General features: G+C 66.9%; 11 protein-coding genes. 6 read left to right on the top strand and 5 right to left on the bottom strand.

Annotation, left to right across the window (positions count from 1 at the left end; all coding sequences use genetic code 11):
* Positions 1 to 220: 220 nt before the first annotated feature.
* From AC1VVK_RS11470 to AC1VVK_RS11460, 3 genes are all read left to right on the top strand, one after another.
* Positions 221 to 1,294: a helix-turn-helix transcriptional regulator gene (locus AC1VVK_RS11470; RefSeq protein ID WP_482903083.1), complete on the top strand. Its 1,074-nt coding sequence runs from the start codon at positions 221 to 223 to the stop codon at positions 1,292 to 1,294.
* A 155-nt stretch (positions 1,295 to 1,449) separates the two neighbouring features.
* A complete protein-coding gene (locus AC1VVK_RS11465) occupies positions 1,450 to 2,955 on the top strand; it encodes an acetyl-CoA hydrolase/transferase family protein (protein WP_482903082.1) in 1,506 nt (501 codons plus the stop codon).
* 400 nt (positions 2,956 to 3,355) lie between these two features.
* On the top strand, positions 3,356 to 4,861 hold the full coding sequence (locus AC1VVK_RS11460; protein ID WP_482903081.1) for a S10 family peptidase: 1,506 nt from the start codon (positions 3,356 to 3,358) through the stop codon (positions 4,859 to 4,861).
* A 78-nt stretch (positions 4,862 to 4,939) separates the two neighbouring features.
* On the opposite strand, the gene AC1VVK_RS11455 is transcribed toward AC1VVK_RS11460, so the two are convergent.
* The 5 genes from AC1VVK_RS11455 to tsaD form a co-directional block, all read right to left on the bottom strand.
* Complete coding sequence (locus AC1VVK_RS11455; RefSeq protein ID WP_482905153.1) at positions 4,940 to 5,572, bottom strand: hypothetical protein; 633 nt, start codon at positions 5,570 to 5,572, stop codon at positions 4,940 to 4,942.
* A 163-nt stretch (positions 5,573 to 5,735) separates the two neighbouring features.
* The gene (locus AC1VVK_RS11450; RefSeq protein ID WP_482903080.1) at positions 5,736 to 6,455 is read right to left on the bottom strand and encodes an OmpA family protein; all 720 of its coding nucleotides are present in this window, start codon (positions 6,453 to 6,455) and stop codon (positions 5,736 to 5,738) included.
* Between the two features lie 61 nt (positions 6,456 to 6,516).
* Entirely contained in the window at positions 6,517 to 8,046 is a 1,530-nt protein-coding gene (locus tag AC1VVK_RS11445; protein ID WP_482903079.1) for a lipopolysaccharide biosynthesis protein, read from the bottom strand.
* Positions 8,043 to 9,068, bottom strand: coding sequence for an NAD(P)H-dependent glycerol-3-phosphate dehydrogenase (locus AC1VVK_RS11440; RefSeq protein ID WP_482903078.1), 1,026 nt, complete (start codon positions 9,066 to 9,068; stop codon positions 8,043 to 8,045). The genes AC1VVK_RS11445 and AC1VVK_RS11440 overlap by 4 nt, the downstream gene beginning before the upstream one ends.
* Complete coding sequence (tsaD, locus tag AC1VVK_RS11435) at positions 9,065 to 10,099, bottom strand: tRNA (adenosine(37)-N6)-threonylcarbamoyltransferase complex transferase subunit TsaD (protein ID WP_482903077.1); 1,035 nt, start codon at positions 10,097 to 10,099, stop codon at positions 9,065 to 9,067. Before tsaD ends, AC1VVK_RS11440 begins: the two co-directional genes overlap by 4 nt.
* Before the next feature lie 61 nt (positions 10,100 to 10,160).
* On the opposite strand from tsaD, the gene hemC reads away from it, so the two are divergent.
* Genes hemC through AC1VVK_RS11420 form a run of 3 tightly spaced genes read left to right on the top strand, consistent with a single transcriptional unit; the run spans position 10,161 to position 12,764 of the window.
* Entirely contained in the window at positions 10,161 to 11,114 is a 954-nt protein-coding gene (gene hemC, locus AC1VVK_RS11430; protein ID WP_482903076.1) for a hydroxymethylbilane synthase, read from the top strand.
* 8 nt (positions 11,115 to 11,122) lie between these two features.
* The gene (locus AC1VVK_RS11425; RefSeq protein WP_482903075.1) at positions 11,123 to 11,818 is read left to right on the top strand and encodes a uroporphyrinogen-III synthase; all 696 of its coding nucleotides are present in this window, start codon (positions 11,123 to 11,125) and stop codon (positions 11,816 to 11,818) included.
* 19 nt (positions 11,819 to 11,837) lie between these two features.
* Positions 11,838 to 12,764, top strand: a complete 927-nt coding sequence (locus AC1VVK_RS11420; RefSeq protein WP_482903074.1) for a hypothetical protein — start codon at positions 11,838 to 11,840, stop codon at positions 12,762 to 12,764.
* Positions 12,765 to 12,818: the final 54 nt, after the last annotated feature.

The following is a 12,818-nucleotide window of genomic DNA, read 5'->3' as shown; positions in this document are numbered from 1 at the left end:
ACCCTGTAGGAACAGGGCCCGGGCATAGTCTCAGGATGGCATTTCGCCGATCCCTCGGGTCGCAGATCCGTTCTGGACGTAACGCCGCCTGCAGGCATACCACGCCCATGGTAAAGACTCTGAGCACGAGTGCTCATTAACAGTACTTGTTAAGTACACGTCCAGCCGCCATGAAGGTCATGTGCACGGGAACAGGGAATCCCTCAGCGATGGCAAAGAGGTGGCAGACCTCTTCGCGCGGGCACCCTTCGAACAGGGAGGGTGGGATACTGCACTCAAGGCTTTGCGCGACATTACGGGCTCTTCCCATGCCCAGCTGCTCGCCTTGGGCCATCGCTTCCGGTCCTTCAACTGGGCAACCGACTGCCCTCCCGATTACGAGGAAGAGTTCATCGCTGCGGGCGGATTGCGGCGCGACGTAAACTATCGCGTGGCCGCCACGCGCGCGCCGATGGAGCTGACCTGGGAGGCGCATTATCAAGAAGTGCGCCAAAATGGGACAAACGAAGCCTATCTGGACCACGTCCGAAAGTATGACGCCGAGTTCGGCGCGCAGATCGTGCTCAGCCAGCGGCCCGGTGTGTTCTTCGGCCTTGCGGTGCTGCACGGACATCGCGAGGGCCTGACCACCGAGGCGCAGCGCGCGGTATTGCAGGCCGTCGCTCCCCACGTGCTTGCCGCGATCCGCATGCAGGATGCCATCGAGCATCAGGGCATCGATCTGCTGCGCGGCTCGCTGGAGGCGTTCCAGAGCCCGGCCATCCTGCTCGATTCGCTGGGCCGGGTGTGTGACGCGACCGAAACGGCGCGGGCATTGCTCGGCCCCGGCACCTTGCAGGTCCGCGCCGGCACGCTGCATGCGTCGCGCCTCGATGTAGACCGGCTGCTCCAGAAGCGCATCGCCGCCGCGCTTGCCGGGGCGGCCGATGGGCCAGCCGACCTGTGGCTCCGCTCGGACACCGACCTCCTGCTCATCGATGTCCGCACCCTGCCCCGGCACGACTGGAGCTTCGGCTTCGCGCCAAGGGTGATCGTCACTTTGCGCGCGCCGCTCGGCCCCGCGCAGGCGCAGGGACGCACGATCGGAACCGCGCTGGGCCTGACCGCGGCCGAAGGCGAAGTGGTGGCACTGCTTGCCCATGGCCATTCGCGGCAGGAGGCAGCGAATCTGCGCGGCGTCAGTGTTCAGACCGTGATCGCCCAGTTGCGCACGATCTTCCAGAAGTGCGGCGTCAATCGTGAGGCCGAACTTGTCGCACTTGCGCGCGCCGTCATGGAAATGGGTCCGCGCTAGAAGCAGTTGCCCCCTCCATGTTACTTGTCATGCGCTGGCCGCAATCGCATCGGTAGACTTTGCACTGTACCTGCGCGCACGCAGGCGCGACTGGCTCCGCCCGGGAAAGTCAAATGCCCAAGTCATAGGTCCCAAGTCACAAGCGAGAGGTAGCCATGCGGATCGAATGTCCCGAAATGCGTTCACGGATCATGCCCGCCGAGGAGGCCGCCCGCCTCATCGAGAGTGGCACCACCGTGGGAATGAGCGGCTTCACCGGATCGGGCTACCCCAAGGCGGTGCCGCTGGCGTTGGCCGCCCGGATCGAAGCCGAACATGCCGCCGGGCACGCCTTCAAGGTCCGCATGTGGACGGGCGCCTCGACCGGCCCCGAACTCGACGGCGCGCTGGCCAAGGCGGACGGCATCGAATTCCGCCTGCCCTACAACTCCGACCCCATCGCCCGCGAACGCATCAACAAGGGCGAGATGAACTACTTCGACATGCACCTGAGCCAGGTGGCACCGATGGCCTGGCAGGGCTTCCTCGGCCCGCTGGACACGGCGGTGATCGAAATTTCGGGCATCCGCGCCGACGGCAGCCTGATCCCCTCCTCCTCCGTGGGTAACAACAAGACCTGGCTCGACCGCGCCTCCAAGGTGATCCTTGAAGTGAACGCGTGGCAGAACGAGGCGCTGGAGGGCATGCACGACATCTATTACGGCACCGCCCTGCCCCCCAACCGCGTGCCGATCCCGCTGGTCAAGGCGGACGACCGCATCGGCTCTCCCTACCTGAAGGTTGACCCCGCCAAGGTCGTGGCCGTAGTCGAAACCGACCGGCCGGACCGCAATGCACCGTTCAGCCCGCCGGATGACAAGGCCCGCGCCATCGCCGGCCACATTCTCGAATTCCTTCGCCACGAAGTGAAGATGGGCCGCCTGCCCCGCGAACTGCTGCCGATCCAGTCCGGCGTGGGCAATATCGCCAATGCCGTGCTGACCGGCCTTGTCGACGCGCCGTTCGAGAACCTCACTTCCTACACCGAGGTAATCCAGGACGGCATGCTGGACCTGCTGGACTCGGGCAAGCTGCGCATGGCTTCGGCCACGGCCTTCTCGCTCAGCCCCGAGGCGGCGGCGCGCGTCAATGCTGACATGGGCCGGTACCGCGACAAGATGATCCTGCGTCCGCAGGAAATCTCCAACCATCCCGAGCTGATCCGCCGCCTGGGCTGCATCGCCATGAACGGATTGATCGAGGCCGATATCTACGGCGCGGTGAACTCCACCCACGTGATGGGCTCGCGCATCCAGAACGGCATCGGCGGATCGGGCGACTTCGCGCGCAATGCCTTCATCTCGATCTTCATGACGCCTTCTACCGCCAAGGGCGGCAAGATCTCGGCCATCGTGCCGCAGGCGAGCCATGTCGATCACATCAACCAGGACGTGCAGGTGATCGTCACCGAGCAGGGCCTTGCGGATCTGCGCGGGCTCAGCCCCAGGGAGCGTGCCAAGGTCATCATCAGCAACTGCGCGCATCCGGACTATCGTCTGTTGCTGGAGGATTATTACGCCCGCGCACTGAAGGGGTCTTACGGGCTTCAGTCACCCTCGCTGCCGGGCGAGGCGTTGTCCTGGCATCAGCGCTTCATCGATATGGGATCAATGCTGCCCTGATCGGTTGGGGGTCGTCGTTCCACCGATCCCGCTCAGGATGAACTTGTCGAAGGCCTCTGCGGGCGTAGCGCGAGGTTGCCATCCTTCGACAAGCTCAGGATGAGCGGGAGCGGGTAGGAAAACCTCACCGGCCAGCCGAAGCCACATCCTCCCGCCGTTTTCCCAGTCCCGCTCAGTCTGAGCCTGTCGAAGCCCCTTGTGGCGTGGCGCAACGCGGCCGTCCTTCGACAAGCTCAGAATGAGAGGGATGGGCGGAGGAACCTCACCGCCAACGAAACCCACCGCCCGTGTCGCATTTTCGGCAAGGACTCACTTGCCGTATACTATTTGCCCGTTCTAAGCATCGCCCCCATCGGCGCCCCGGAAGCGGGCGCACTCAATCAAGGGGTCGTACTTCCCGATGCGCACCGTTTCCCTCGCCTGCCTGGCGCTTTCGCTCGCCTTGGCCGCAGGCCCTGCCGCCACTTACGCGGCCGACAAGCCTGCCCCCGAAGCCAAGGATGAGAAGAAGGACGACAGCCAGCTCGCCCCCTTCCCCGAAGCCAAGTCGATCAAGCAGTCGGCCGTGATCGGCGGCAAGACCGTCAATTACGTCGCCACCGTCGGATCGCTTCCCGTCAAGGACGAGAAAGGCAAGACCATCGGCGAGGTGGTCTACACCGCCTATACCGTACCCGGCGCCCCCGCCACGCGCCCGGTGACGTTCGCCTTCAACGGCGGCCCCGGCGCGGCTTCGGTCTATCTGAACCTCGGTGCGATCGGCCCCAAGCGCGTGCAGTTCGGCGCGCAGGGCGATGCCCCGTCCGATTCGGCAGTGCTGCGCGACAACGCGAATTCGTGGCTGGACTTCACCGACCTCGTCTTCATCGACCCGATCGGGACCGGGTTCTCCCGCAGCCGCGTCGATGCTGAGGCGACGAAGAAGGCGTTCTACACGTCCGAGAACGACATCAAGTACCTCAGCCGCATCGTCTATGACTGGCTGAACACGAACGGCCGCCTCACCAGCCGCAAGTACCTGGCCGGCGAAAGCTATGGCGGTTACCGCGTGCCGCGCCTTGCCTACTACCTGCAGACGCAGATGGGCGTGGGCATCAATGGCATGACCATGGTTTCGCCCTACCTCGACCCGCCGGCCATCGGCGAGGATGATGCGCTTTCCCCGCTGCCGTGGATGATCAACCTGCCCGCGATGGCGGCCGGTCACCTTGAGCGCGAAGGCAAGCTCAGCGCCGAGACCATGGCGCCGATCGAGCAGTATCTGAAGACCGAGTTCGTGGCCGACTTCCTCGCCGGCCCGAAGGACAAGGCAGCGACCGACCGCCTGTCAGCCAAGGTTGCCGAGATCACCGGCCTCGATCCCGCGCTCGTCCGCCGCATGGACGGCCGCGTCGACATCGGCACATATCTGCGCGAAATCCGCCGCGATCAGGGACTGGTCGGTTCGGTCTACGATTCGAACTTCACCGCCTATGACCCGTTCCCGGCCAGCGCCCGCGCGCAGTACGGCGATCCGCTGCTGACCACGCTTATCGCGCCCACCACTTCGGCCATGGTCGACTTCGTGACGCGTCAGGTCGGCTGGAAGGTCGACGCGCGCTACAACGCGCTGTCCAATGAAGTGAACGAGGCCTGGGACCGCGACAACAGCGACAACCCGGTGAAGGATCTGCGTCAGGCAATCTCGATCGACCCGAAGATGACCGTGGACATCGTTCACGGCTGGGACGACCTTTCGTGCCCCTACTTCGGATCGCGCCTTATCGTCTCGCAGATGCCCGAGTTCGGCCGCGCCGACCGCGTGCACCTGCACATGTACCCGGGCGGGCACATGTTCTACTCGCGCACCGACAGCGGCGCCGCGCTGCGCCGCGACATCATGGAAAGCTACCGTGCCGGGGCGTGATAGCCAGCGCCTGACGGAATAAAAAAGGGGCCGCGGAGAGATCCGCGGCCCCTTTTTACGTGCCTGAGGTTGTCGCCCTCAGAGCTTGCCGAACTTTGCCTCGTAAGCGCCGGTATCGCCGCTCGCGAGCATCTTGGCCTGTTCGACCCAGTTGTCCCGGCGCGGACGGCCCGCGAAAGCGCCCAGCTTGCCATCGAGATCATCGAGGTCGGCATCGGTCCAACCAGCGATCTGCTCGAAGCGGGTGATCCCCAGCGTCGTCAGCAAGGTCTGCATCTTGGGGCCAAGCCCCTTGATCTTGCGCAGATCGTCGGCTCCACCAGTAGGCGCCGAAGCGGGCGCGGGCGCCGGTTCCGCTGCCGGTGTCACCACGGGGGCCGGGACCGGTTCCGCCGGCTCGGCGGCGATGGTCTGCGGCGGCACCACGTTATCGACTTCCTCCTGCGCGGCGACGGCGATGACCTCGCCGATCCCGGCCATCGTCCCCGCCATCGCGGGCGGATCGATATGGACGGGCGCGGTGAAGCGCGCGGCGGGCGGGGCGTCGTCGATCAGGGCCTGGTTGCGCTGCGCGGGGGCAGCGCCTTCGTCCAGCACATCGGGCCGCCGGTCGCGCGGCGCCGGTTTCGAGGCTCTGGCAAAGAGCCAGAAGGCGACGACGATGCCGATCAACAGGGCGGCGATGAAGACCAGCGAGTTGGCCTCTATCATTTGCAGCACGAAACTATCCCTTCCGGTTCCACAGGAGCCAGCCGATGCCGAACCCAGCAAGGTAGGTCAGCAGCACCGAAACGGCCATTTCAAGCCATAGCGGCATGGGCGGCTCCTTTCATAGCATTTCCCGCCATAATTGCCTCCTGCGCGCAACGCGACATCAACCGGGTCCGGGCGTGTCGATCGGCGTCGGCTTGACGGGAGCCGAGGCGATTACGGAGAATTCGATGCGGCGATTGGCCGGATCGTGTGGATCCAGCCCCTCGATCGGCTGTTTGGCGCCGACGCCGGTGGCGCGCAGTCCGTCTGCCGGAATACCGCGCCCGATCAATGCCCAGCGCACCGCTTCCGCCCGCGCGCGGGACAGCGCCACATTGGCCTCGGGAATGCCGCCCGCATCGGTATGACCGGTCACCGCGATGATACTGCCAACGCAGGGCCGCAGCGCCTGCGCCACTTCGTCGAGCAACCGCACGCTGGCCGGGTCAATCTGGGCGCTCGCCTCGGTAAAGCGGATCGAACGGGTGGCGAGAATGCCCTCGACGTCGTCCTGACAGCGTAGCTTGGCAACGGCGGTGTCCTGCCCTGCCCAGCTGATCCCGCCAATGCCCGGCACATCGGAAACGGCGGCGGCGACGCGCGTGCGCGTGGCATCGTCCAGCCCCTGCCCGCCCGAGAGGATCGGATGGCGCGTCAGCCAGCCGTAGCGGTCGCGAAAGGCGAGCGTGACGGCCTGCCCGCCCGCTTCGTCACGCACTTGCATGGCGCTGCGTTCAAGACCGCTCACGAAGTCCGGCCCCACAACGCGCGTCGAGACGAAAGACAAGGCAAGGCTGAGCGCGGCGCCAGCGGCGACGATGGAGGCGCGGCGGGGGTTCATGCGTTTAACCTAGACGAACTGGTGCTGGTGCCGCGACAAAAATGCGCGTTTCGCGTATTTTTCAAACAGACGCAGGCTTGGTCTTGTGGAACAATTTGCGGTCTTCGGGACCGAACGCCTTCTTCCAGATCACCAGGAAATAGGAGCCCAGAATCGCGGGAATGCCGAAAGCCAGCTCGGCCCACTCGGGCAGGAACCGGGTGGCAAGGTAGCCGATCACCACCGCCGGGACGGCTGCCCAGACCAGCGCCCAGCGCCAGTTGTTGATCGACTGGCCAAGGAACTTCGCCAGCATGTGCGACTTGATGATCGAGGCGAAGCCCAGCGAAACCATCAGTGCCGCCGCAGCGCAGGCAGCCTGATAGAGCGAATTGTAGCCCCAGTGCTGCAAGAGCAGGATGCCTCCGAACGTCATGCCCGCCTGAAAGCCGATGGTCAGAACCGAGACGACAAGATTGCGCAAGCGCGCGACATAGATCAGCGCCGCCTCGCTGACGACGGCGGTGGCCGCTACCACTTCGGCCGCCAGAAGGAATGCCAGTGCGCCGGTGCCGCCCACGAACTCGCGGCCGACTAGGCCCATCACGCCTTCGCCGGGAAGGCCGAGCGCCAGCGCGATGCCCGCCTGTGCGGCAGTGATCCAGAAGCCCACCTGACAGACTTGCCGGGCAATCGCGGCATAGTCCTTTTCCTTCAGGTTGCGGGTGATGACCGGGCCCAGCACGGGCTCGAAGCTGGTCTTGAGCTTCTGCGGTAGGCTCGCCACCTGCTGCGCGGCGTAATAGACACCGACTGCCGAAGGCGGCGCCAGGAAGCCGAGCAGGAACAGGTCAACGCGGCGCGTGCCCCATTCGATGGTATCGGCCAGCGCGATCGGCAGCGAGCGGATCGCCAGCTTGCGCATCTCGTGCGGGCGCGGGCGCCACTGACGCGGCACGCCATATTCGCGGATGAAGGGTATGAAAGCGGTGATCGCGGAAGCGAAGATCGAGCCGATATAAGCGATCGAAAGCCCGCTGTCCGGCGCGATCCAGATCATCGCCCCCGCCAGAATCGAGATCGTCCAAGGCTCGACAATCGCGCGCGCCCACACAGTGGGCGTCACCCGCAGGCGATAGGCCAGCGCAGCCAGCCAGATCTCGGTGAGCGTCAGCGGTGGGATGGCGATCACCATCAGCCGGTCGATCTGGGTATAGTGCCCGCCCGGGAACATCGGCGCGGGCACGAACCAGAAGAACAGCGCCGCGCAGACACTCGCGATCACCGCCAGAATCGTGCCGTCGGCAATCACGTTGGCCTGCCGGACCTCGCCCTCGGTGTTCGACAGGCGCAGCGCGAGCCCGCGCTTTTCGCCCATCGTGCAGATCATCGAGGTCAACTCGATCACCACCAGCGCCGAGGCGAAGCGGCCCAGCGCCGCCGGACCATAGACCGAGGCGCGACCGGCAATGAACAGGAACGGGATCCGCGCGGCCAGGCGCAGGAAGAAGCCGAACAGATTGGTACGCCCGCCCTTGGCCAGCGCCGCGATATCGTCGCGCTCCCGTTCTTCCCGCACGTTCTCGTCGCGGGCCGTAATGCCGTCGGTCAAAGAACCGGCTCCTGCTCGGCGCGCAGGGGACGGGCGAGGATGCCGCTGACCACTTCGGCGGCGGGGGCCAAGCCTGCAAGCAGGCGGCTGACGGCTTCGGCGATCGGCATCTCGATACCGTCGCGGCGGGCGATATCGACCAGCACCGGCGCGGTTGCCGCGCCTTCGGCTACGGTGCTCTTGCCGGACAGCGCCTGCTCGGCGGTCTGGCCCTGCCCCAGCGCGAGGCCGAGCGAAAAGTTGCGACTGGACGTCGAGGAACAGGTCAGCACAAGGTCTCCAAGGCCGCAGAGGCCCGAAAGCGTTTCCGGGCGGCTTCCACGCGCCAGACCGAACCGCAGCATTTCCGCATAGCCACGCGCGATCAGGGCCGCGCGGGCGTTCTGGCCGAGCTTGAGCCCGTCCACCACACCGCAGGCAATCGCCAGCACGTTCTTGATCGCGCCGCCAATCTCAGCCCCTATGACGTCGTCGGAGTAGTAAGGCCTCAGTGCCGGCCGCGCGAGCAGGGGCGAAAGCCGCTGCCACTGCGCCGCGCCGCCCGAGCAGGCGAGCGTGACGGCGGTGGGCAGCCCGGCGGCGACCTCGTGCGCGAACGTGGGGCCGGAAAGCACCGCGATCTCGGCACCGGGCACGGCCTCAGCCGCCACATCGGCCATGAGCCGCCCGGTCCCCGCCTCGATCCCCTTGGCGCAGAGCACCAGATCGCGCGTACCGCCCGTGAAGCCCAGCGCGGGAAGCTGCGCCAGCACCCCCCCCAGAAACTGCGCGGGAACGACGGCCAGCAGCACCGGCAAGGCCGCCAGTTCGGCCAGATCGGAAGTCGCGCGGATCGTCGGCGCCAGCACGGCATTTGGAAGGTAGATATCGTTGCCGCGCGTCTCGTTGATACGCGCGGCAAGCTCCGGCTCGCGCGCCCAGAGCAGGACCTCGCTGCCATCCCCGGCGGCGGCCTGCGCCAGCGCGGTGCCCCAGGCTCCCGCGCCGATCACGCCGATGGCAGGTGCCCCGGACCCGCTCATGCCTTCACCCCCGCGCCGCGCACGGCGCCGGCGCCGGGATCGAGCGGCCAGCGCGGCCGTGCGGCGACGTCGAGCGGGTCGGATTGGCCCAGCGCGAAACGCTCGACCCCGGCCCATGCGATCATCGCCGCATTGTCCGTGCAGAGCGCCAGCGGCGGGGCCACGAAATCGAGGCGGTGCTCGGTGGCGAGCGCTTCCAGCGAGGCGCGGATCGCCTTGTTGGCGGCAACCCCGCCCGCGACCACCAGTGCATTGACCGGGCCAACGCTTGCCAACGCGCGGCGCGTGCGGTCGATCAGGCAGTCAATCGCCGCCTGCTGGAAGGCAGCGGCGATATCGGCATCGGTATAGAGGCCGGACTGCTTGGCCCGCATGACTGCGCTCTTGAGTCCGGCAAAGGAGAAGTGCGGTTCCGACGATCCGACCAGCGGGCGTGGCAGCGGCACCCCGCGCGGATTGCCCTCGCGCGCCAGCCGCTCCATTGCGGGCCCGCCGGGATAGCCGAGGCCGAGCAGCTTGGCCGACTTGTCGAAAGCCTCGCCCAGAGCGTCGTCGATCGTGGTGGCAAGGCGGCGGAACTTGCCCACGCCTTCCACCAGCAGGATCTGACAATGCCCACCGGAAACCAGCAGCAGCATATACGGATATTCGAGCGCGGCATCGGCAAGACGCGGCGAGAGCGCGTGGCCTTCCAGATGATTGACGGCGATCAGCGGCTTGCCCGTCGCCATGGCCAGCGCCTTGGCGGTAACGAGGCCAACCATCACCCCGCCGATCAAACCGGGACCGGCCGTGGCGGCAATGGCATCGACATCGTCCAGCGACATTCCGGCATCGGCCAGGGTCGCCTCGATCAGCGGAGCTAGCCGCTCGGCATGCGCGCGCGCGGCGATTTCGGGCACGACACCGCCATAAGGCCGGTGCGCCTCGTCCTGCGAGGCGATGCGCTGCGCAAGAATGGTCCGGTCGCTGGTAACCAGCGCGGCCGCAGTCTCGTCGCACGAGCTTTCGATGCCCAAAATCGTGCTCATATTCGTATTACCCTGAACGGCCCTTCCACTGGCCGCCATTGGCGGGTAGCACAACCCGCCGATGACGACGCTCACCAAAACGCATGAACACCACTTCCGCCTCGGCACCCGCCGTTCGCCACTGGCGTTGGCGCAGGCCGAAGAAGCGCGCGATCGGCTTGCCGCCGCGCATGGTATCGATGTTGCGCATATAGAGATCGTGGCCGTGACCGCCAGCGGCGATCGCATCCAGGACCGCGCGCTTGCCGAAATCGGTGGAAAGGCGCTCTGGACCAAGGAGCTGGATGCGTGGCTGGCGGCCGGTGAAATCGACTTCGCGGTCCATTCGGCCAAGGATGTCGAGACCATTCGCCCCGACATCTTCACCATTGGCGCGATCCTCCCGCGTGAGGATGTGCGCGATGTGCTGATTGGCGCCGAATCGATTCGCGCACTGCCGCAAGGCGCCGTCGTGGGCACCAGTGCCCCGCGCCGCGCCGCGCAGCTTCTCCATGCCCGGCCCGACTGCAAGGTCGTGACGTTTCGCGGCAATGTCGCCACGCGGCTGGCCAAACTGGCGGCGGGCGAAGTCGATGCCACATTCCTGGCCGCTGCCGGGCTAAGGCGACTGGGCGAGACGGGCACGGGCCATCCGCTCGACGAGAACGACTGGCTGCCGGCCCCCGCACAGGCCGCGATCATGATCGAATGCCGCGCTGACGATGCCCGCACGCGCGCCTTGCTCGCAGGCGTAGACCACGCTCCCAGCCGCGCGGCGGTTGAGGCAGAACGCGCGCTGCTGGCCGGGCTCGGCGGCAATTGCCACAGCCCGATCGCCGTACTCACCCGCAGCGAGGGCGACATGCTGGCGATACGCGCCGCGCTCTACAGCCCCGACGGGGCCGAGAAAGTGGAAGGCCAGGCCCGCTTCGCTCCCGGCGACCCCCGTGGACCTGCCGGGCTCGCCGCCGATCTGCTGGCGCGTGCGGTCCCGGCCATTGCCGTGCATTTCACCGGCACAGAAGCCGCCACCTGACCGAGACCGTGCTACCCCTCATCCTCATCCGGCCCGAGCCCGGTGCGCAGGCCACTTGCGAGGCCGCCCGCGCGATGGGGCTGGAGGCCCAGTCCTTCCCGCTCTTCGCGGTACGCCCGCTCGACTGGCAGCCGCCGGCGCCCGAGACTGTCGACGCTGTGCTGCTGGGCAGCGCCAATGCCCTGCGTCATGGCGGCGCGGCGCTAGATCTTTATCGCGGATTGCCCGCTTATGCCGTTGGCGAGCGCACTGCCGAAGCCGCGCGCGAAGCCGGGCTGGAGGTGGTCCTGACCGGAAGCGGCGGATTGCAGGAGATGCTGGACCGCATCGATCCCGCCCATCGCCGCCTGCTGCGCCTTGCCGGGCGCGACCGGGTGAAACTCGACGTACCGCCGCGCCTCTCGATCACCACGCGCGATGTCTATGCGAGCGAGGCGCTGCCGCTTCCCACCGCCCTGTCCGCGATATTGCGGGGCCCGGCCGTGATATTGCTCCATTCCGGACAGGCGGCGGCGCATTTCGCGCAGGCCCTGGCCGGAGCCGGAATCGGCCGCGCGAAAATCCGCCTTGCCGCGCTGGCCCCGCGCATTGCCGCAGCGGCCGGAACCGGCTGGGCCGCACTGGCCACTGCCCCCAACCCCGACGACGCGGCGCTGCTGGCCTTGGCCCGAGACTTGTGCCAAGGCTTTACGCCGGGATCGTGATCTTACAGAAACGAGCGTGATGCAGGACCTGACCTCGCCCCCTACCCTGATGCCCGATCGGCCGCGTTCGCGGGCCGGAGCGCTGTTTGTCGCGCTGCTCGCCTTCGTACTGGGCGGAGCGCTGGCGCTGTGGGGCGCGCAGGAGGGCTATTTCGACCGTCTGCTCCCCGGGCATGAGGCCCATCAGGACGATACGCCCGCGCCTGTCGCAGCGGCGCCTGCCCCGGTCGTGGGCCATGCCCCCTCGGCGCAGGATCTGGCCGCAATCAGTTCGGTCGAAGGCCGCCTCGCGCTTGTCGAGGACCGGCTTTCGCGGGTCGATTTCGAGACCAACGCCGCCTCCGGCAACGCCGCACGGGCCGAGGGCCTGCTGATCGCCTTCGCCGCGCGCCGCATGATCGATCGCGGCGAACCGCTCAGCTACGTGGCCGACCAACTGCGCCTGCGCTTCACCAATGCGCAGCCGCGCGCAGTGGATACGGTGATCGAGTTCGCGAAGAACCCGGTCACGCTCGACGAACTGTCCGCCCGTCTCGAAGCGCTCTCGCCCGAGCTGAGCGAGAAGCAGACTGACGAAAGCCTGTGGCAGAAGGCGCGCAACGAACTGGCCAACCTGTTCACCGTGCACCGCGATTCCTCGACCCTGCTTTCGCCCACCGCGCGGGTGGATCGGGCGCGGCTGATGCTGACCGCGCGGCGCATTCCCAACGCCATCAGCGAAGTCCAGCGCCTGCCCAATGCGCAGGCCGCCGATACCTGGATCGCCGACGCGCGCCGCTATCAGGACGTGCAGGACGCGCTCGACCTGCTGGAAACCACCGCCATGCTGGAACCGCGCCGCCTGCAGGACTCGGCGGGCCAAGCCGTCACCCAGCAGAGCCCGCTGGCAGCTCCGGGCGAGGAGGCGAGCCCCACGCCGGATCCGGAACCGACCGGCGAGGAGTGAGGGTTTTCGGCCCTCAACTCTAATCAAATTAACGAAAATCCTCGTCGCCTCCGC

The sequence above is a fragment of the Novosphingobium sp. BL-S-32 genome, assembly GCF_056857055.1.
The sequence above is the reverse complement of the archived record's forward strand: the minus strand, read 5'-3'. Positions and strand labels throughout refer to the sequence as shown.

What these genes read in the sequence shown, in the direction of transcription:
- AC1VVK_RS11465 (WP_482903082.1), top strand. Translation starts at nt 1,450, where the DNA reads ATGCGGATCGAATGTCCCGAAATGCGTTCACGGATCATGCCCGCCGAG.
- AC1VVK_RS11460 (WP_482903081.1), top strand. Translation starts at nt 3,356, where the DNA reads ATGCGCACCGTTTCCCTCGCCTGCCTGGCGCTTTCGCTCGCCTTGGCC.
- AC1VVK_RS11455 (WP_482905153.1), bottom strand. Translation starts at nt 5,572, where the DNA reads ATGATAGAGGCCAACTCGCTGGTCTTCATCGCCGCCCTGTTGATCGGC.
- AC1VVK_RS11450 (WP_482903080.1), bottom strand. Translation starts at nt 6,455, where the DNA reads ATGAACCCCCGCCGCGCCTCCATCGTCGCCGCTGGCGCCGCGCTCAGC.
- AC1VVK_RS11440 (WP_482903078.1), bottom strand. Translation starts at nt 9,068, where the DNA reads ATGAGCGGGTCCGGGGCACCTGCCATCGGCGTGATCGGCGCGGGAGCC.
- tsaD (WP_482903077.1), bottom strand. Translation starts at nt 10,099, where the DNA reads ATGAGCACGATTTTGGGCATCGAAAGCTCGTGCGACGAGACTGCGGCC.
- hemC (WP_482903076.1), top strand. Translation starts at nt 10,161, where the DNA reads ATGACGACGCTCACCAAAACGCATGAACACCACTTCCGCCTCGGCACC.
- AC1VVK_RS11420 (WP_482903074.1), top strand. Translation starts at nt 11,838, where the DNA reads ATGCAGGACCTGACCTCGCCCCCTACCCTGATGCCCGATCGGCCGCGT.